Consider the following 20227-nt stretch of genomic DNA (forward strand, 5'->3'; position numbering starts at 1 on the left):
AGCAGATATCCACACCCTCTTTATTTACCCATCGATTTACCCATCGATTTACTCATTGTTGGGATTGCGCAATGAGCGGCTGAGTTGCGTGAAGTGAGGCAGGGCGGTTTCTTCGGCATCGGCTGTTTCGTGCGTTACGGGTACCTGCACTGCCTTGAGTGCGATGACGGGTACTTTTTCTGCGAGGTCGGCTTGCTCGGCGGCTGTCAGCGCACTCAGTGGTTTATCCAAAAACTTGTACAGCAGGCTGCGCTGACCTGCCGTCATGTCGCGTGTCACTGGCATGAACAAATAGCTTTCAAATGCAGCCGGGGCTGTCAGGCGGTGAAGGATGCTGGCATATTGATGCACCTGGGCCGGATTGGCCAGATCCAGCCAGTTGTCCATGCAGGGTGCCATGGCATTCCAGTTGATGAGTACGTATTTATAGACATTGTCCCAGGTCGGGGCCATGGCTGCGATATTGCTGTCTGCCTGGCGCACGCGTACATAAGCATAGGTATTGGTCTGGGTATCCAGACCCTGGGTGGGTGCCGGGGCGCTTTTTGCTGGCACTGGCAGGTAAGCATAGACCGTGCCCTTGGTGGCGCTGGAAGTGACGTTTAGCACGCCTTGTGCATCGGTCTTGAGGTTTTGTGTACCGGTCACCTGGCCACCGCTGGCCGACAACTGGAACAGCGTGATATCGCTGACCTGGTGCAGCGGCTTGCCGCGCGAATACAGCGTGAACTTGACATTGCCAGCAGGGCCCTGGTCCAGGTACAGGTTGGGCGTATGCGGGATCAGGCGCAAGACGCTCTCTTGCAGGAGCAGACCGTATTTGGAGCTGTGCAGTTCAAGCTGGCCTTTTTCTATATCCACAGGGTTGGCTTTGCTGATGTCAAAAGTGACGATGCCAGCACCTTTTTCATAGGCCTTGCGGTCATATTTGTCGTAGTTGATGCTGGCGATAGGGTCGGTCTTGCCAGTCAGGAAGAGCTGTAATGTACCCAGGTCCTGCTTGGTCAGATCCATGCCAGTTTCGCTGACGCTATTCGACAAATCTACCGTCATGATGTCCTTGCCCTGGCGCGCGTGGGCGGCAGCGACAAAGGCCTTGTCATTATCGACTGGCAGCAGGGCGCGGTCGCCAGGTTCGTGCATGGGTTCGTCCTTGCGCCAGACGCCTATGGTACCGACCACTTGGCTGCGCGCAGGATTGGGCTGGAAGCCGCCTTTGATGAGCTTGTCACGCAGTTGCTGGAATTGTGCCGTCGTGGCTGGTGCGCCTGCGGTAGCCAGGTCTGCATCATCAAAATAGACGGTGCAATAGGCATTGAAGCTGACAACGATGCCTTGTGCATCACTGTCTTGCAGTGCATGGTGCAGGGCTGCCAGGGCATCGCTTTTGTGTACATCAATGTGCAAGCCCTGCTTGGAGAAAGAAGTCTGCCAATTGACCGAGGCGATGCCAGCGATAATGCCTTCTGCATTGCGCTGGAAGTTGATATAACGCGCCGTAAAGCGCTGGTTGCATGGCGCCGCGATGCGGCAGCCGCCGTCTATGCCAAAGCTGATGCCATCAAAGAATAATTGCGAAGTACAGGCTCCATAAGGTTCCAGGTCAATCAGCATGGCGCTGAGCTTGGCGGGGGCACCAACGAGTTTGTCTGTGGTAACCGGGCCCTTGCCCAGATCGACACTGGAGACCTCAGTATTGAAGAATTGCACGCGGTGTGTGCCATGCGGGTTCCAGTTGCCGCCACCAGTACCGGTCTTGACCGATTCAATCGCACTCTGGCGAAACTGCTGCATGGTCTCGGTTGGTGTCATGACGGTTTGAGAAGTGTTCTCGTCATAGAAGCGTTTGTAGTTATTCGTAACGATGGGATCCCAGGAAATTTGTCCCTTGAAATGGATGCGCGGCGTTTGCAGGATACTCATGCTGTTTTCTCCCAATTCAGATTTTTTTGTAAATGAAGGCTGGTCCGGCGACTTTGTGCTTGTCGTTCAGCGGCGTATGCAAGGCTTCGATGGCAGCCATGCGCAAGTCAAACATCTTGCGCACCGCTATACCCAGTTGTGCCGCATCCCCATTCAGCGCCAGGTTCAGTGCATCGACCATGGCGCTATAGGCCTTGGTGCAGGCATCCTGTGCGGCCCTTGCAGCAGCCGGTTCCTTTGAAAAATCATGCAGTTGCGGATCAGCAATCGCTGGAAAGACCCCGGCATAATCCACGCCTAGCGGTCCGCCCCAGGAAAAACCTTGCGGCGAATCACTGGCCGTCAATACCTGGTTACGGTAGATTTCTTCAAAGCGGTAGAAGTGCGCGAGTTCATTGCTGAAGTCCAGGGGACTGGTACTGGCACCTTCACCTTCAGAGACGATAACTTGTATCGCCTTGTGGGCATCTGCATAATTATTCACAGCAAACAACTGGCCAGGGAAGAATTGCTTGTCATCGATCTGGTTGCGTTTTGCCTGCCAGGCGGTGGCGGGCAGGGTTTTCAAATACGCATCCAGTGCATCATAAAACTGGCCTATGGTGACAGCCTTGACCACAGGCATTGCAGCCAGTTTCAGTTGCGGGAAATCGATGGGATCTACCGGCATTTCAATATTCATGCCTTGCTGCATCGCGGGCTTGCCAAACGGCAGTATGTGTACGGTCAGCACCTTGCCATCATGGCCTATGTCGCCGGGCAGCGGGCCGGGGTATTTAGGTGGCTGCAGTTTGGGGCTGCCACCGAGGGCATTGAGGATATTCGCCGCCAGACACAGATGGATCATCTCTTGATGCGTGATAGACCGCAGGCGCGCAGCAGCAGGTACATTAGAGCCCGGCAGTATCGTCAGTTGCGCATACAGATAGGGTGGCAGTGTGCCAAATTCTACATTGATGGCAGTCTCCAGCATGGCCTGTGCCTGTGCCACGCTGGTGATGGGAGAAAGTTTAAGTAAGATCATGCTTGCCCCCTGCAGGCATAGCGGCAAGCAAGCGTCAAATGTGTATTCATATTACTGTTCTCCTCGGCAAGAATTGATGTGGTATAGACAAACATGGACGACAAGTGAGGCTGCCTGTTGGCAATCCCCGGATTATCCTGCGACAGATCGTGCGAGCCGCAGGCAATGCGCATACATGATCAAAACCAGACCTGTGCCATGGCCCAAGCCTGCACCGCTTCCAGGCAACAGAAGCACAGCATGCAGGCAGCAAACAATGAAGACGGTACATGGCAGCTGGCCAGAACAAGACTGGCTGGAGCGACCATGTTGTTTAATTGAAAGATTTCCCCTGTTTGCGGCGGCTACAGAAGTCAGATAAATTAATAATTTGAATTTACTATATGATAATAGTTGAGGCTTTGCTGTTTTGTCAAATTTGCATTAATGAGACATTCTTTTCAGACAAGTTGATGCCTGATGCGAACTAGGGAGGCGTTGATACCTGCCGCCTGGCCAGATGAGCTGGCAGGCAGGCGGTTATGTGGGGCGCGGTGATGGCGTTACAAATTCATGGAGACTGTGCCATGCACCTTCATTATGTTTTGTAAATCGTGTAGATGAAATTCACAATCAAGCCTATCGACACCGCCCAGCGTGTCAATAAACCCAGCTTGTGGATTTTCTTTTTTATAAAAGGGTTCTGCTTGTTCCCAGTCTGTTTGTGGTAAGCATGTATCTTGAAACCTGCCCAGATAATGACAAACAGTATGACGATTAAAAAAATGCTTAGCGGGTCCCCCTGCATTTATTTCCTTTTATTTAAAATCAAGGGGCTTAATCTGCTCGTTCCAGCAAAGCAGCCTGGGTAGCTTCTATATTCCCATCGGACGCCAGTGCAGGCACTTTGATGAGTTTCATCAGCAGCGGATACACATTGACATTGTCAAACGGTGGCAATACCGTTGCCTTCTTGAAGGCCGGGCCATGCGCAATGAACAGGGCCTGCATTTCTTTGCTCAGATTGTCGTAGCCGTGTGAACCGTTGTTGGCCTTGGTGGCAGCTTTGGCATCGGGCACTACCAGCCAGCCTACATCTGCTGAACAGACGAAACGTTGTACACGGGCGTTTTGCCCGAAATGGAAGCGTTCCGGGATGTCTTCTTTTTTCCAGCACTGCATGTGTTCATGCTTTTTCAGCAGTATCCTGGCGAGCGCATCCTCTTGTCCGGCTTTGGGATTGATGCCTGCATAGCTGCCATAATTGACGACTTCATAGCCAGCTGGATCGGCAAGCTGGTCCAGCAATATCGTGCGTTCAGGGCCAGTGGCGGCCATGCCGTGGTCAGATACGATAACGATATTCGCCTTGATGTTGCGGGCGCGCAGACCTTCCATCAAATGGGCAATGGCGGCATCCACAGCAGCGGCAGCGTCCGTCACCTCCTTGGTGTCCGGTCCAAAATCATGGCCTGCGTGATCGACCTGGTCGAAATACACGGTCAAGAATCCAGGGCGGTCGGCGACAGGTTTATCGAGCCAGCTAAGCATGGTATCAACCCGTGTGACGGCAGGCAGTTTTTCATCGAAAGGACGGTATTCACTCGGGCGTACGCCTTGTATGGCGGCCTCGGAGCCGGGCCAGAACATGATGCCTGTTTTTACCTTGTTCTTTTCTGCAGTGACCCAGACAGGTTCAGCCCCGTCCCACCAGCGTCTGTCGAGCACGGCTTCTTTATTGCTGAGCTTGAAGCGCACACCGGGTATCTTGCTGTCTTCCATGGTGTTGCCGACGATGCCATGATGGTCTGGACGCAAGCCTGTCACCAGGGTGTAATGATTAGGGAAGGTGATCGATGGAAAAGAAGGGTGCATGGCCTCGGTGCGCACGCCTTCTGCTGCCAGTGCATTGAGTGCGGGAGTCACACCACGCGCCAGGTAGTCAGGCTTGAAACCATCTATCGATACCAGGATGACTGGGCGGTAGTTGTCGTTGACATTGCGGACAGATTGCCGTTGCGTAGAAGAGCAGCCAGCGATGACCAGGCTCAGCAAGCCGTAGCTCAGGATTTTTTTGCAAGAGGATTTGATCATGGGTGAATCGAGGTGTGAGCAATATGTAATAGTAGGGTGCAATGCATTGCGCTTGGTACGTTATAACGAACTACTACGCAAGCGGTTTACTATGCGATGACTGGCCCGAGAAACAACACGGTTGCTGGCCCGGTACGGAAGCTTAGGCTGTTGGCATCGGCTTCTATCATATAGGGCATGGCGTCATGTGCATCCAGCGCTGCCTGGGATGTCCAGGTTTCTATGAGGACGAATTTGTTTTCATCGCCAGCAACCGTATGCATTTCATATTGCAGGCAGCCTGTTTCGGCACGCACCAGTGGTGCGAGTTGTGTGAAGGCGGCGATCTGTTCGGCAGCCTGACCAGGTTTGGTCTGTATCAGGATGACGAGTTTGAGTTGTTCGGACATGCGGTTTCCGTTCTGTGTTTTGTGTTGGGCGGGGATAGTAGGGTGCGCCATGCGCACCACCTTGTGTGCAAAAAATTAGGGCGGTGCGCACGGCGCACCCTACAAAATTAAGCATCGGATTTTAAGTCCGATGCGTGGTCATCAAGAACAATACTAAAACGGTGATTACACCATATCCTCAGGTCTGACCCAGCCATCAAATTCTTCTGCGGTCACATAACCCAAAGCCAGGGCTGCTTCGCGCAGTGTCGTACCGTTGGCATGGGCATGTTTGGCGATGGCCGCAGCGCGGTCATAACCTATATAAGGATTGAGCGCGGTCACCAGCATCAGCGAATTGTCGAGCAATTCCTTGATGCGTGTGCGGTTGGCTTGCATGCCACGGGCGCAGTGTTCCTCCAGGCTGGCCATGCCATCGGCCAGCAGGCGGCAGCTTTGCAGGAAGTTGTGGACAATCAGCGGTTTAAAGACATTCAGTTCAAAATTACCGGATGCACCACCTATACTGAGTGCCACATCATTGCCCATGACCTGGCAGCACAACATGGTCACTGCTTCGCACTGGGTGGGGTTGACCTTGCCCGGCATGATGGATGAACCCGGTTCGTTTTCTGGTATTTGTAATTCACCGAGGCCAGAACGCGGGCCGGATGCCAGCCACCGTATGTCGTTGGCAATCTTCATCAGTGCAGTCGCCAGGGTCTTGAGTGCACCGTGGCTGCTGACCATGGCGTCATGCCCGGCGAGCGCCGCAAAGCGGTTGGGGGCAGCGTCAAAGGCAATGCCGATATCGAGAGTCAGACTGGCGGCAACCAGTTTGCCAAAATCTGCATGCGTGTTGAGACCAGTGCCAACTGCCGTGCCACCGATTGCCAGCTCTTGCAGGGCGGGCAGAGTGTGGCGTATGGCGCGTTCTGCATAATCGAGCTGGGCGACCCAGCCGGATATCTCCTGGCCCAGCGTCAGTGGCGTAGCATCCTGCAAATGGGTGCGGCCTATCTTGATGATGTCGGCGAATTCTCTGGCCTTGGCATCCAGCGTGGCGCGCAATTTGGCGAGTGATGGCAATACATGGCTACTCACGGCGATGCTGGCAGCCACATGCATGGCCGTAGGGAATACATCATTCGATGACTGGCCCATGTTGACATGGTCGTTCGGATGTACAACCCGGTTCATGCCGCGTGTGCCACCTAAAAATTCTGAGGCACGGTTGGCCAGCACCTCATTCATGTTCATATTGCTTTGCGTGCCAGAACCGGTCTGCCATACCGACAGCGGGAATTCTGCCGCATGCGTTCCAGCCAGCACTTCTTCCACGGCCCGGGCAATCGCTGCCGCCACTTTACTGTCTAGCAGGCCAAGATCGCTATTCACTTGCGCACTGCTGCGTTTGACACGCGCCAGTGCCAGCACCAGTTCTGGTGGCATGGTTTCTGTAGAAATGGCAAAGTGATGCAGCGAACGCTGGGTTTGCGCGCCCCACAAGGCGGCTGCAGGGACGGCGATTCCGCCAAAGGTATCGCGCTCTGTTCTTTGCGCGACGGTAGTATCGGTTTTCATTTACACCTGCTCCTGAATGAGTTCTAAGATTTGGCGATGGCTGCCAACATTGTAGCGCTGAAGCCTTATGTCTGCCGAGACAGCGTCTGAATACGATGCGGGCTACCGTCTCACTTCGCCTGCATCAGCGCACTCAGGATGATATGCCGGTCAGTGTCCTGCATCCGCAGGATATTGCGGTACATGCCGATGACTGCATCGCACTGGAACATGGGCTGGTCGTCATAGGCTGCCAGATTGGCAGTGATTTGCCGTTGCAGCGGGCTCAGGTGTTCTTGCAGTTTGCTGGCACTCCTTGCAAATTCTTTTGAACCCATATAATAGCTGACGCTGCGCGGGCTGCTCGTCAGCATCTTTTCCATCAGGGCAGTATCACGTTTGATCAGTTCTTCCGGCATGGTGCGATCCATGCTCAGCCTGCCCTTGATCAACTGGCCGCAGGCTTGCGGGCTGATTTGCCGGGCGGCTTCCAGCTGTTCGGACAATAGCTGCGCGTATTCATCAAGTAACTCGTCAGGGGCACTTTTGAGCACGCGCAAATAGATTTGTGCTGTTTTTGTCTTGATTGCTGCTTGCATGGCATGCAAGTCTTTACCTTCCTGCTTCATGTTCCAGATCAGGTCAGTTACTTCATTGATCTTGCCGGGAGAGAGACGCTCATAGGATTGCCAGGTGCGATTTTTGCCGAGATAGGCAAGCACATCGTCGCGCGACTGCATTTCCAGTAAGGTACTACCCTCACCATCCAGTGTGATACGGGTAATGACACCCGCGCTGAGCATCTGTTCGCGGGTCGGGTACCACATGCCTTCGGCGCTGGTATTGATGACCTTGCCGATGAAATCTTCAGGCAGCTTCGCTGCGCGATAATGTCGCTCCATGGCACTGTTGGCAATGTCACGTTCCGTATTTCCCATTCCAGGAAAACTGGATTGATGAAAGCCGATATGGGCATTTGGCGTAGCTGCACGCTCCTTGCCCGCCAGAAAAATATAAGTGCAGGCACTACTACATTCACCTTCTACATAGGTGTTAAATTGTTTCTGACGGATAAGCTCGGCGATTTGCCGCGCTTCGCGTAAGCGGCCACCCGGCGAGCTCAATGCGACGGTATTAATGTGCGGATATTGCTTCATTGCTGCCGCAAACGCGTCCAAGCTGCCTTCACCGATGGTGCCGCGCAGGCTCAGCGCTTTACCCCCAGGCTCTGCGACTACCGCGATTGTCTTCATTCTGTCCTGGCCTGTGGCCAGCAATGCAAATTCTTTTAATTGTGGCATGTAAGAGTGTTGGGCATTCAGCAAAACCGCAAGAATATTTAACAATATCAGCAATTGCACCAAAGCGACGGTAAAGCCTGAGCCACCGCGTTGTTTGTGTCTGCCCGCTGAACGCAAGATGCCGGTCACTGACCACAGCCAGATCAATAGCGCAGATACCAGACTCAGTATGCTCACCATGGACAGGGTGCGCAAACTGACATCGCTGGCATCGATTAATCTACCGAGAACAGTGACACACAATGCTGTCAACAGATTACCTATCAGCACGCCATTGAGCCAAAATGATTTTTCCAGGGAAAGCTGGCCGCGCCAGTGAGCCAATACATAGCTGTCCTCGGCTGTGGGAACAGGGTGAGAAGCCGATACGTTAGCGACCTGACGCGCTGTCAACTTTTGATGCAGGGCGATATAACTCAACAACACAGGCAGGCCCGCGGTGATCATGGTAGTTCCGATCTCTTGCACATTATCGACGTGTGCATTAAACATGATGCAAATAGGGCCAATCAAAGTAAATACCATGGCGATTGCCATAAATCCCCGGGCAATGCGCTGCATACGTAGCGAGGTAGTATCGTTTAACGCATACCAGGGGATCAGATATACCGATAACAGAACGAACATTGCGAACCAGCTGATTCTCAGTGGGCCAGGATATCCAGAAAAGTTTGCCATGATCTGCAGCAGCGCCACTATACCCAGCAATAGCATGAACAAGAGATTGGCAAGACGCATGAACTTGATCATCGGTGATGCAGTCCTCATATAGGAGAAAGTAAGAGAAAAGAGATAATGCAAGAGCATCGCATAGCTGATGAGCCTGTGGCAAGGTATAGTCGGTGGAATTGCCCGATTTCTTCCATTCCGGGCAGGAGGCATTTTTGTAATAAAAAGCAGCCTGCTCTGTTCTGATAGAGTCTGAGCATGCTTGATATATCGTGCCGGAATGCAGTGTCATCAGATGATAATCATCACTAAAAAAGGCTTTTTAAAATGCAAGCTGAAACTGCTCAAAACCTGCTGACGCTGATGCCACCGGGCCCGCGCATTGCCGTTATAGGCAGCACTGCCTTCTGGCATGCTGACAGTGAGCTAACTTGTCAATTATTGGGGCAGGCATTGGCATCTGTCCCTGGTCGGGTGCTGCTGACTGGTGGCGTTAGTGGTGTAGGCGAGGCCTGTGGCCGCAGTTTCTACCAGCGCCGCCAGCAATTGCAAGTGCCGCCTCAGGTGTTCCACATTTTGCCGCAAGGCATGGCTGTCTGGGATTATGGCCAGACCCTGCATGCAGGCAAGGACATGCAGGAACGCCGCGCCATACTGGCGTGCATGGCACCCGTGTACATCGTCATCGAAGGCGGGCCTGCGACGGCAGATGAAGTGCAGATCGCGTTGAAAAACGGCGCACTCGTCATCCCCATTGCAAGATCAGGTGCTTGTGCCCGTGATGCGTATGCCCAGATCAGCAAGCCAGCAATTGTGCCTGCAGACTTATGGGCAGTGCTGGGCAATGATGAAGCGAACGTAGAGCAGACTGTGGCAGCGGTGATGGCGATAGTCGCTCAACATGTTGCTCAATATGTTGAACAATGAACTCTATGCATTGCGCTGCTTATTGTTCTCCTTATTGTTCTGCTTATGGTTCTGCTTATTGTGCTGTTCGCTGGCGGAACATGACAGCATAGTAAAATCCCCATGGCTGTACTGACGCAGACGAAGAGCCTCTTTTATTCATGAAACCTATATGCAAAAATCCCTGATCGCCTTTTCTTTTTTCTGTACGATGTTGTTCCCCATGATGTCCAGCGCCGAGCCTGAACTCATCATCCTGGTGCGCCATGCAGAAAAAGCAGTAGAAAACCCTGCTGACCCCAGCCTGTCGGCAGCAGGGCAGGCGCGTGTGCAGGCACTGGCGCTGGCTTTGCAGTATGCAGGCGTCAGCAGCATTTTCACCACCCAATTCAAACGCACCGGCGAAACGGCACAGCCGCTGGCGCAGGCCATGAATATCACGCCGCAAGTGCTGTCTGCTAAACGTGGTGCCGAACATATTAAAGAAGTGGCTGATGCCGTGCGCGCCAGCAGTGGTACCGTGCTGGTCGTGGGGCATGGTAATACCGTGCCAGCAATTGCCACTGCGCTGGGTGCGCCTGCGATGAAAGAATTTTGTGAAAGCAGCTTCAGTCATATGCTGGTTTTGCGGCCTGCCGGACCGAACATGCATGTAGTGCAATCGCGTTATGGCGAAGCAGATACGGGCAAACCTGGGTTAGACTGCCAGTAAATCATTATCAAAGGGAAAAGCATGACTATCTCCAACATCTTGCCACGCTGGTCCATGATCATGCCTTTTGCTGCCTGGGTCATCCTCGGCGGCGGCATGTTGATCACCGCACCCTTATATGCAATCCTGCTGACCATCGCCCTGTTTGGTGGTGTGCTGACGGCTGTCTATCATGCTGAAGTAGTCGCGCATAAAATTGGCGAGCCCTTTGGCACGCTCTTGCTGGCCCTGGCCGTCACCCTCATCGAGGTGGCGCTGATCGTCTCTTTGATGCTGGCCGGTGGCGAAGTCACGGCAGGCCTGGCGCGCGACACCGTGTTTGCCGCCATCATGATCATCCTGAACGGCATCATCGGCTTGTGCCTGCTGGCCGGAGGCAGCCTGCACAAGGAGCAAAGTTTCAGCCTGCGTGGTGCCAGCACCTCACTTGCGACCCTGGCTGCGCTGGCGATACTGACCCTGGTCTTACCCAACTTTACATCGACAGCACAAGGGCCGGTGTATAGTGCCAGCCAGCTGGCTTTTATTGCTGTCGTTTCGCTGGTCTTGTATGGCACGTTTGTACTGGTGCAGACCGTGCGCCATCGCGATTATTTCCTGCCCGCCGCATCCAGCGGTGATGAAGAGGCGCATGCAGAGCCGCCCAGCAATGGCGTCGCATGGGCCAGTGCCGGCCTGCTCATGCTATGCCTGGGTGTGGTGGTGTTGCTGGCCAAAGCCTTGGCACCTACGCTGGAAAATGCGGTTGCTGCTGCCGGTGCACCGCAGGCGCTGGTGGGTATTATCATCGCCATCGTTGTGTTATTGCCTGAGGGTGTTGCCGCCTTTCGCGCTGCCCGCGCCAACCGCTTGCAAACTAGCATCAACCTGGCCCTGGGTTCTGCCCTCGCCAGCATAGGACTGACCATCCCTGTCGTTGCCGTTATCTCACTGACCACGGGCTGGTCACTGAACCTGGGCATCGATGCGAAATCGACGGTGTTGCTGCTGTTGTCGCTGATGATTACTTCTTTATCTTTGGGAACGGGACGGACGACCATCATGCAAGGTACGATTCATTGCGTGATCTTTGCGGTGTATTTGTTTACGACGATAGTGCCGTAAGCTTTTCTTGAGATTTGGTGTGATGATGGTAAAGGCGTAGTCGTAACCATAGCCGTAACCATAGCCGTAACCATAGCCGTAACCATAGCCGTAACCATAGCCGTAACCATAGCCGTAACCATAGCCGTAACCATAGCCGTAACCATAGCCGTAACCATAGCCGTAAACTAGGATGCCTTGCAATGCACCCTAGGTTACTGAGATGACGATGATGACTTTATCTATCCTGATATCGTCTTCCCATCAGCTTCCAGAAACCGTGTCCGCCATCCGCGTTTTTCTATGGCACGGATATTTTCTGCGTGCTTCAACTCCTGCAGATAGGCCATGGCCAGCTTCAATTCATCGTCTTGGGTATCACCCTCAAACATGTTCATGCGCACCAGATTGCCATAGTTGCGGCGCAGTTTCTTGGGGGTGTCATCCAGCATGATGACATGCTCCAGTAGATAGCCACGTCGCCTGACTTTGTTCAAATCCTTGACCCATTCAAAGTCCTGGTATTCAGGATCGAACACGCGCGTGCAGCGTTGCCTGGCCCAGACAAATTTTAATGGCGGCTCTTCACCAAACAGATGCTTAACGATGACAGCAGCGTAGCTCTCGGAAGCAGATGTCCAGACAGCACAGTCAAAATGCTCAAGACAAAATGCAAGGAACTCCCTGACATGGGGGCGCAGATAGACATGATAAGTAAAGAAGCAAAAATCAGCTTCATGTGCGAGTTGTTTCTTCGTTGCGAAGATCAGGGTTTCGTCCAGATCCAGTATCAGTAATTTCTTGTTCATGGAATGTCAGGCTTGATAAAAAATGTTGCCATGACATAGTAGCATTACTTGATTTGGTGAGACGATAGCAAATAATTATTCGTAGCCGTAACGGGAGGTGCTTTGCAATACGCCCTGCATTACTGCGTTGAACCAAAGCGCATCATTTTAAAATCTGAATTGATCCCGCGGCGGCACATCAACCTCATCTTTCGCAAAATACGAAGCAGCCGTCCCCAGGGCCTGCACGCTGATTTCATGCGCCTGTGGGTTGTTGTACTCAAGTTTGAGTTTATAGGTTTTTGCTGAATCTACCGTCAACACGGCGAGGACAGGTCTGTGCGTGGTCTCGACCTGCATTTCATCAAACAGTGATTGCATCAGCGGTGCCAGCAAGTCGGTGTATTCAGGCTGAACCGCCAGGGTGTAGATGGTTCTGCCCCAGCGTATGACGAACTCAAAGCCGGGCCGGGTTTGATCTTGCGCTAAAAAACGGCAATACGACTGATCCCAGGCTTGCGGGGACTCGGAAGTGAGTTGTAAAAGAACTTTTGCCATCAGCAGGGTCAGTTCGTTTTTCTTGGGCATGCAAATTTCCAGTAAGGAGGTATGACGTAATTTTACTATGTTCAGCAGCTTTTTCTATTGCCTCGCAGTATGCCTTGACTGAACTACTGCCATTGTCATGCATGGCTTAGCGGGGATGCACTGGGAAAATAAGTATCTTGGGTTACACTATTGCTAATATTTTTCATCAGGAATATCCATGGCAGCCGAGCAGACGCCGTATAACACTCGACAAGTTGCCAGCAATCGTGGCTTGGGGCACAGGCGCATGTTGCTGTCGTTGATGGCGGTGTTTTTCCTGTTGTGGATAGTCTTGCCCTTGCTATTGCCTGCCCAGGCGTATTTACTGTACTGGCTGACAGCGCCGCTGCGCTATCTGGGGGTATTCGTGCATGAGATGGGGCATGGGCTGGCCAGCCTGCTCAGTGGTGGCTCGTTTTACTGGTTCCAGATGGATGGCGATGGCGGTGCGGCCATTACCAGCGGTGGCTGGCAAAGCCTGGTCTTGCTGGGCGGTTTATTGGGTCCAGCGGTGTCTGGCAGCATCTTGCTGATGGTCTCGACCCGGGCCAGGAAGTTACGGATGGCGTATTTGATTTTGCTGCTCTTCTTTGTTTGCGGTGCTTATTACATGATCAAGCCGGTCTTCATGAGCAGCAGCACTTATCTCATACTGGCGCAATGGCATGCCACGCATTTGCTGGGTCTGATTTTACCCATCAGCCTGATACTGATGACGGTCATGCTGATGCGCGCCCCAGACGCCTGGCAGCGGCTGGTCTTGCAATGTCTAGGCATTGTCATGTGTTACTCGGCCTTCAGTGACACGAGTTATATTTTCCAGTATGAAGCCCTGCGCAATGGTATGTATTCAGATGCGCGGGAATTTGCTGCACTGTTTTCACCCTTCAGTGTGCAGGGCTTGCCCTGGCTGGTGTTTGTATTTTTTGCTGCCTTGATCGCCGTACTGAATTTTGCTTTGCTGGGTCTGGGAGTCGGGCGGGCATTACGTAAGCCGGCTTAGCAGGGGCAGCCACACTGTCTGGGTTGCGTGCAACTACTGCAGGATCAGCGCAGCCCGGGCTGATCGAGATGGGCCGTGGTGAAGTCCCCAATAGGGACAGGTTTGCCAAAGTGATAGCCCTGGTAGGCAAAGCAACCCTGGCTGGCGAGGTAATCTCTCTGTTCGGCGCTTTCCACCCCTTCGGCAATGACGGACAGGCCCATGCTCTGGCTTAAAGCGACGATGGTCCTGGCGATGGCGGCATCATTGGGGTCAGTCAGGACATCGCGCACGAAGGACTGGTCTATCTTGAGCTGATCCAGCGGCAGCCGTTTCAGGTAAGTCAGGGAAGAATAGCCAGTGCCAAAATCGTCAAGAGAGAAGCACAGGCCTGCGGCTTTCAGTTGCTGCATCTTGATGATGGTTTCTTCTACGTCATCGACCAGCAGGCTTTCTGTGAGTTCCAGCTTCAGCAATTCTGGATTGGCGCCGGTTTCATGCAATATGCCCAGGATCTGTTCGACGATATCAAGCTGCCTGAACTGGCGGGCGCTGACATTCACGGCAATGGTCAGTTGTGCGCTCGCTGCGTTGCCAGACCAGTTCAGTAATTGCTGGCAGGCAGTACGCAATACCCATTGGCCTAGCGGCAGGATCAGGCCGGTGGTTTCTGCCAGCGGAATAAACTCGGCGGGCGAGATCATGCCGCGTTGCGGGTGTTGCCAGCGTACCAGGGCTTCTGCCCCTAGCAGTTCACCATCGCGGCCAACCTGAGGCTGGTAAAACAGACGTAATTGCTGCTCGCGCAAAGCATCGCGCAATTCTTTTTCCATCTGCGCGCGTGAGCTGACCACGGCCTGCATGGCAGGGTCAAAAAAACGCAGGGTATTGCGGCCCGCGGTCTTGGCTGCATACATGGCGAGGTCAGCCTGCTTCATCAACTCCTCATAACCATTCTCGTGGTCGGCAATCAAGGTCGCGCCTATGCTGGGCGTGCTATGGCATTCATAGCCTTCGAGGTCATACGGCTGGTTCAGTGCGGCAAGTATCTTCTTGCCTACCATCTCTATCTGGCTGGCTGCTTCATGGGAAGATTCGCTGAGGTTTTCCAGCAAGAGCACAAACTCGTCGCCGCCTATGCGTGCAACTGTATCGCCTTCGCGCACGCCACTGGTCAGGCGTTCTGATACCTGCTGCAACAACAGGTCGCCCTTGTAGTGGCCCTGGGTATCATTGAGTGTTTTGAAATTGTCGAGGTCAATATACATCAGCGCGCCCTTGCGGTCGCTGCGGGCGCAGGCCAGCAGGGCTTGTTGCAGGCGGTCTGTCAGCAGGCGGCGGTTGGGCAGGCGGGTCAGTGGATCATAGAAGGCCAGGGTCTTGATTTCATCTTCCGCTGCCTTACGCATGGAGATATCAACCAGGGTGCCGACATAATGCAACAATTCATTATTGCGGCCATACACGGCGGTAATGGCCAGCCATTGCGGGCTGATATGGCCATCCTTGTGGCGGTTCCATATCTCGCCTTGCCAGGAACCACTCATGCCCAGATGTATATCCATATCGGCAAAAAAATCCTGGTCGTGGCGGCCAGAGTTCAGAATTTTGGGGCTTTGCCCTATTGCGTCTTCACGGCTGTAGCCAGTGATCTCGGTAAAGGCGCGGTTAACTTGCTGGATGATCTTGTTGGCACTCGTGACGAACATCCCTTCATGCGACTCAAACACGGTGGCAGCCAGGTGCAGGCTTTGCTCTGCCTGCTTGCGTGCCGTGATATCGCGTACAAAGGCGGGGAACAATTCCTGGCCGGGCAGGTAACGCACCGAGACTTCTACATCGATGATATGACCATCCTTGCACCTGTGCCTGGCCTCGAATTGCTGTGCTCCGGCGCGGCGTACGCTATCGAGCCTATCATGCACCAGCTTGCCTTCATATTCATCGAGTACATCGACATCATCTACGTTCAGTTTCAGCATTTCTTCACGGCTGTAGCCCATCATGCTGCAGGCAGTTTCATTGACGGCTTGCAGGTTGCCTTTCTTGTCAACCAGCCAGAACGCATCCATGGCGGTTTGCAGTATCAACTCGTCGAGGTCGGTCATGCGCTTGCGCTCGGTGATATCCACAGCCAGTCCGCCAAGCTGGCGTTTGCCGTCCGAGCCGGTAAACACAAATTTGTTGACCAGCCACCAGTTGACGCTTTCATCAGAATTATCTGACGGCCAGATGGCTTCATCCTGTTCGCCACTGGCCAGCAGGGTAAGATCACTGGTGCGATAACTGTCGGCAATCTGTGGCGGTAAAATATCGTGATCAGTCTTGCCTATGACCTGGCTGGTCTGGAATGAGAAGCGCCGCAAGAAATTATCGCTGACAAACTGGTAGCGACCTTCTTCGTCCTTGATCCAGGCGACAATGGCGCTATTGTCGAGAAAGGCGCGGAACAATTCATCGCTATGCTGTTGTGCCGCGAGCATGCGGTTGAACTCATTTGCCACAGCCTGCAACTCACCCGGCCCTGTCAGGCTGGCCCTGGCACTGAGGTTGCCGCGTTGCACCGCACGGGCAACTCTTTCCAGTGCTGTCATGGGTTTGGTGATGCGCTGCCCAAAGGCACGCGCGACTGCCAATAGCAGGCTGATCATCACCACGGCCAGCAGGATGGCCTCGGCAGCACGCGTCCGGGCCTGTGCGAATATCGTGTCTGCCGGTACGCCGACAAAGGCGATCATGCCATATTCTGGCATGGGCATGACAGAGAAGAAGCGCGTCACACCATCCACTGCCTGGCTTTCAAATTCACCTTTCCTGGTGGCGACGATGCGCCTGGCGGCTTCTGCATCCGGGCGGGTGCCTATGACCTGGTCCGGGTCCTGGTTGCGCCAGACCATGATGCCATCATCTCTGAAAAAACCAAAACGACTGGCTTCTGGCAAGAACTCGGCAGGAATGCCGGGATCATAGAAATTCACATCCAGCGACAAGACCACCACCGCGATGATCTGGCCTCCCTGATTATGCACAGGCAGGCTCATGATCGTGCTCAAGGGCGCCGATGCCTGTACCCGGTGCGGTGCCGAGATAGTCAGGTGCCCGGTCTTGACGGTTTCTGCAAACTCGGCAACGTTGACCATGTCCTTGACCACGGTAGCGGGGATGTCTTGGGCGCTGCACAGGATAGTGCCCTGCAGGTCCACGATGGCCAGGCGTGCATACGCAGGGTCGAGGCTGGCCAGGCTGGTCATTTTTTCACGGCAATCCTGTAACTGCAATTGCTTCACCAGCGGCAGGCTGGCAACCCCCGTCATGATCTTGTGCGCCTGGTCCAGTTTGTTATGGGTATTCTTGATCATGACACTGGTCATGGTCTTGAGGGTGGTCTTGGTGAAATTGGTCGATTGCTGGAAATCGTAGTAAATGCCAAAAGCCATCACAAACAGTAGTGGCAGGGAGATGGCCAGTACCAGCATCAGCAAATAACTGCGTATAGACCTCGCAGGCGCTGCTTGCGCCGGTGCTGGTAAGTCTTCACGCGTTTCTGTCATCTTGCTTTCCCACAGGGCAGGGTCTGGAATGAAAAACCGTTTGAGATCAATAATTTAACATGAAGCGGTCACTATATCCTTTTCAAAAGGTGACTTGCGGCAAGATTTGATTTGATGAGAGGTGACTTGTATTGATCTTAACCATCTCTGCATGGCTTGACCAGTGCTTAGTAAGTGCTGCGTCAGTGCTGAGTTGCACCGGCAATTCAGCAGGAAATCCAGACGGCAATCCAAAGGGAAGTTTACAGCATTTCAGGCGACACGTTGCTGTGGTGTCAGTGGGTTGATGACTTCTCCATGGGGATGGCGCATGACCAGCAATTCATGGTCTGCCGGAGACGCATCTTTATCGATAAACAGTTTTTTGACCAGATGGGCAACACGGTTTCTTTGAAAGTCATCAAATACCGCCAGAACCCTTTGCACGGTCGCGGCCTGCGACAGCAGTTCAGTCTCTACCATGGGTGAAATCCAGTCGGTGCGCCAGACCATATCACTGCCATCGCCCAGTGGCAGGTGGGCAATTACCCCGGTCCCGTCTGCATTACTGTGGAGCGGGCTGGCCAGTGCAGGCTTGAAGTCGGCAGCATAGTGCTTTTTGAGTGAGCCCAGGCCAAAATCGATGAGGTATTTGTCTTCTACCAGGCAAACCGCATGGCCTTCTTTTTGTCCCTGATGGGCAAAGCCCTGATAGCCTAAGTAGAAAACGTCATTACCCTGCCTGATCTCGCCGTAACAGCCCTGCACTTTAGCCTGATAACCTTTAGCGGTGAGTATCTGTGCCAGCATGGCTGACATGCCAAAACAGGAGCTGCCAAAGTGATGGAAAAACCCCAGTATGTCAAAATCATCCGCAATCCGGCTCAAGTCTCTGGCCAGGTCCGGGTCTTTTACTACGTGTAGAAATGCTGTGTTCATTTGCAAAAAAATGGTCAAACCCTAGCTTCTGGCTAGCTCGCCATTTCTAAATCTATTTACCAGCAGCAATACTATCAAGTTTACATTGTTTAACAATATTAATTGAGTGACACTTTATGTGCATTTGTAAGCAAATATGTCGGAAGCCAAATAGTGGCGGGATTTAGCTGTGATTCTGGTCAACTTTGATGCAATTTCCATGACTAAAAGGTAATTTGTTATTTCTTTTATACTTTAATGAGAGATGATCAACATTCCCCTGGTCCGGCCATGGCTGGCTCGCTTTGTCTTGTGATTACACAATAGGCGCTTTTTTTCGTACCATCAATGTGGGATGGCGAACAGACATGCAAGGCAGATCAGTGTTTCCCTGTTGCTCATAGTTGAGCACAGTTGGACATAGTCGAACTACAGTTTTCTGTTCAGGAGCATTCCATGAAGCACCACCGTCAGCACTCATACCTCATCCGTACTTGCGTTTTTTTAAGCATGCAAACCTGCGCGCTGGCGACTGTGGTTGCAGCAGACGCGCCAGGTTTTGGCAGCCAGCCCACTTTGCCCGATCCAGAGAAGAAAAAACTGCTGCCTACCGTGAACATCGCCAAAGCCATAGGATGGGCAGAAGGGGAGAAACCTGTCGCTGCAGATGGTCTCGCTGTTTCTGCTTACGCAGATGGGCTTGATCACCCGCGCATGCTGCATGTCTTGCCAAATGGCGATGTGCTGGTGGCTGAAAGCAATGCGCCTGCAGTGCATGATGCGGTAGGCGGTATCAAACGTATCAAGAATTGGGTGGAGTCACTGGTAAAGGGATCTGCCGGGGCGAATGTAAAAAGTGCCGACCGAATTACCCTCTTGCGAGGTTTCGACAGCCAGGGCAAGGCAACGACTCGCACCGTATTTTTAGAAGGACTCCATTCGCCGTTTGGTATGGCGCTGGTGGGTGAGTACCTGTATGTCGCCAATACTGATGCCATCATGCGTTATCCCTACCAGCGCGATCAAACTCAGATTACGGCACCCGGCGTCAAGCTGGTCGATCTGCCCGCCGGGAAAATCAATCACCACTGGACCAAGGACCTGGTTGCCAGCCCCGATGGCTTGCGCCTGTATGTCTCGGTAGGCTCGAACAGCAATGTTGGTGAAAATGGCATTGATAAAGAAAAAGACCGTGCTGCCATTCATGAGATTGATATCGCCACTGGTCGCATGCGTGTATTTGCTAGCGGCTTGCGCAATGCCAATGGCCTGGCCTGGCAACCGCAAAGCGGGGCTTTGTGGGCCGCGGTCAATGAAAGGGATGAACTCGGCAATGACCTCGTGCCCGACTATATGACTTCAGTTACCGATGGCGCGTTCTACGGCTGGCCCTACAGTTACTTTGGCCAGCATGTGGATGTGCGCATGAAGCCGCCAAGGCCAGATCTGGTTGCCAAAGCCATCGCCCCTGACTATGCCCTGGGTGCGCATACGGCATCACTGGGTTTGACATTCTATAGCGCAAAAATGCTGCCAGAGCGCTATGCAGGTGGCGCCTTCATCGGCCAGCATGGCTCCTGGAACCGCCAACCGCATAGCGGCTATAAGGTCATCTTTGTACCATTCGCAAATGGCAAGCCGACTGGCATGCCGCAGGATGTGCTGACAGGTTTCCTGACTGCCGATGGCAAAGCCAAAGGCCGCCCTGTCGGTGTCGCGGTGGATACTGCGGGTGCAGTGCTCGTGGCAGATGATGTCGGCAATATCATCTGGAGAGTAACTGCAAGATAAGTCAGGTG

16 protein-coding genes are annotated in these 20227 nt (G+C 53.3%); 5 read left to right on the top strand and 11 right to left on the bottom strand.

Features of this window, described 5'->3' with window-relative positions; all coding sequences use genetic code 11:
• Positions 1-48 precede the first annotated feature (48 nt).
• The 7 genes from ACO0LG_RS07970 to ACO0LG_RS08000 form a co-directional block, all read right to left on the bottom strand.
• Positions 49-1923, bottom strand: coding sequence for a hypothetical protein (locus ACO0LG_RS07970; protein ID WP_423025058.1), 1875 nt, complete (start codon positions 1921-1923; stop codon positions 49-51).
• Positions 1924-1939: 16 nt separating this feature from the next.
• Entirely contained in the window at positions 1940-2947 is a 1008-nt protein-coding gene (locus tag ACO0LG_RS07975) for a ferritin-like domain-containing protein (protein WP_423025060.1), read from the bottom strand.
• Positions 2948-3763: 816 nt separating this feature from the next.
• Positions 3764-5020: an ectonucleotide pyrophosphatase/phosphodiesterase gene (locus ACO0LG_RS07980; RefSeq protein ID WP_423025062.1), complete on the bottom strand. Its 1257-nt coding sequence runs from the start codon at positions 5018-5020 to the stop codon at positions 3764-3766.
• 89 nt (positions 5021-5109) lie between these two features.
• Positions 5110-5409 (bottom strand): putative quinol monooxygenase, encoded by a 300-nt coding sequence (locus ACO0LG_RS07985; protein ID WP_423025064.1) that lies wholly within the window; start codon positions 5407-5409, stop codon positions 5110-5112.
• Between the two features lie 165 nt (positions 5410-5574).
• The gene (fumC, locus tag ACO0LG_RS07990; RefSeq protein WP_423025066.1) at positions 5575-6972 is read right to left on the bottom strand and encodes a class II fumarate hydratase; all 1398 of its coding nucleotides are present in this window, start codon (positions 6970-6972) and stop codon (positions 5575-5577) included.
• Positions 6973-7082: 110 nt separating this feature from the next.
• On the bottom strand, positions 7083-8744 hold the full coding sequence (locus tag ACO0LG_RS07995) for a hypothetical protein (RefSeq protein ID WP_423025068.1): 1662 nt from the start codon (positions 8742-8744) through the stop codon (positions 7083-7085).
• Positions 8737-9213, bottom strand: coding sequence for a hypothetical protein (locus ACO0LG_RS08000; RefSeq protein WP_423025070.1), 477 nt, complete (start codon positions 9211-9213; stop codon positions 8737-8739). Before ACO0LG_RS08000 ends, ACO0LG_RS07995 begins: the two co-directional genes overlap by 8 nt.
• Positions 9214-9248: 35 nt before the next feature.
• Here ACO0LG_RS08000 and ACO0LG_RS08005 point away from each other — a divergent pair, with 35 nt between their 5' ends.
• From ACO0LG_RS08005 to ACO0LG_RS08015, 3 genes are all read left to right on the top strand, one after another.
• Positions 9249-9848 carry a hypothetical protein gene (locus ACO0LG_RS08005; protein ID WP_423025072.1) on the top strand — a complete coding sequence of 200 codons (600 nt, stop codon included), beginning with the start codon at positions 9249-9251 and terminating at the stop codon, positions 9846-9848.
• A gap of 151 nt (positions 9849-9999) precedes the next feature.
• The gene (locus tag ACO0LG_RS08010; RefSeq protein ID WP_423025074.1) at positions 10000-10539 is read left to right on the top strand and encodes a histidine phosphatase family protein; all 540 of its coding nucleotides are present in this window, start codon (positions 10000-10002) and stop codon (positions 10537-10539) included.
• A 21-nt stretch (positions 10540-10560) separates the two neighbouring features.
• Positions 10561-11643 (top strand): calcium:proton antiporter, encoded by a 1083-nt coding sequence (locus ACO0LG_RS08015; RefSeq protein ID WP_423025076.1) that lies wholly within the window; start codon positions 10561-10563, stop codon positions 11641-11643.
• A 221-nt stretch (positions 11644-11864) separates the two neighbouring features.
• On the opposite strand, the gene ACO0LG_RS08020 is transcribed toward ACO0LG_RS08015, so the two are convergent.
• Positions 11865-12431, bottom strand: a complete 567-nt coding sequence (locus ACO0LG_RS08020; RefSeq protein WP_423025078.1) for an NIF family HAD-type phosphatase — start codon at positions 12429-12431, stop codon at positions 11865-11867.
• A gap of 147 nt (positions 12432-12578) precedes the next feature.
• Positions 12579-12998, bottom strand: a complete 420-nt coding sequence (locus ACO0LG_RS08025; RefSeq protein ID WP_423025080.1) for a hypothetical protein — start codon at positions 12996-12998, stop codon at positions 12579-12581.
• 178 nt (positions 12999-13176) lie between these two features.
• Here ACO0LG_RS08025 and ACO0LG_RS08030 point away from each other — a divergent pair, with 178 nt between their 5' ends.
• The gene (locus ACO0LG_RS08030; RefSeq protein ID WP_423025082.1) at positions 13177-14001 is read left to right on the top strand and encodes a M50 family metallopeptidase; all 825 of its coding nucleotides are present in this window, start codon (positions 13177-13179) and stop codon (positions 13999-14001) included.
• A 44-nt stretch (positions 14002-14045) separates the two neighbouring features.
• Here the strand turns inward: ACO0LG_RS08030 and ACO0LG_RS08035 are convergent, their stop codons facing one another.
• Entirely contained in the window at positions 14046-17531 is a 3486-nt protein-coding gene (locus ACO0LG_RS08035; RefSeq protein WP_423025084.1) for an EAL domain-containing protein, read from the bottom strand.
• Positions 17532-17783: 252 nt separating this feature from the next.
• Complete coding sequence (locus ACO0LG_RS08040; RefSeq protein ID WP_423025086.1) at positions 17784-18449, bottom strand: hypothetical protein; 666 nt, start codon at positions 18447-18449, stop codon at positions 17784-17786.
• A 435-nt stretch (positions 18450-18884) separates the two neighbouring features.
• Between ACO0LG_RS08040 and ACO0LG_RS08045 the strand changes: the two genes are divergently transcribed.
• Complete coding sequence (locus tag ACO0LG_RS08045) at positions 18885-20219, top strand: PQQ-dependent sugar dehydrogenase (RefSeq protein WP_423025088.1); 1335 nt, start codon at positions 18885-18887, stop codon at positions 20217-20219.
• Positions 20220-20227: the final 8 nt, after the last annotated feature.

It is taken from the genome of Undibacterium sp. Ji42W (assembly GCF_049340405.1).
In the GTDB taxonomy this organism is placed as follows: domain Bacteria; phylum Pseudomonadota; class Gammaproteobacteria; order Burkholderiales; family Burkholderiaceae_D; genus Undibacterium.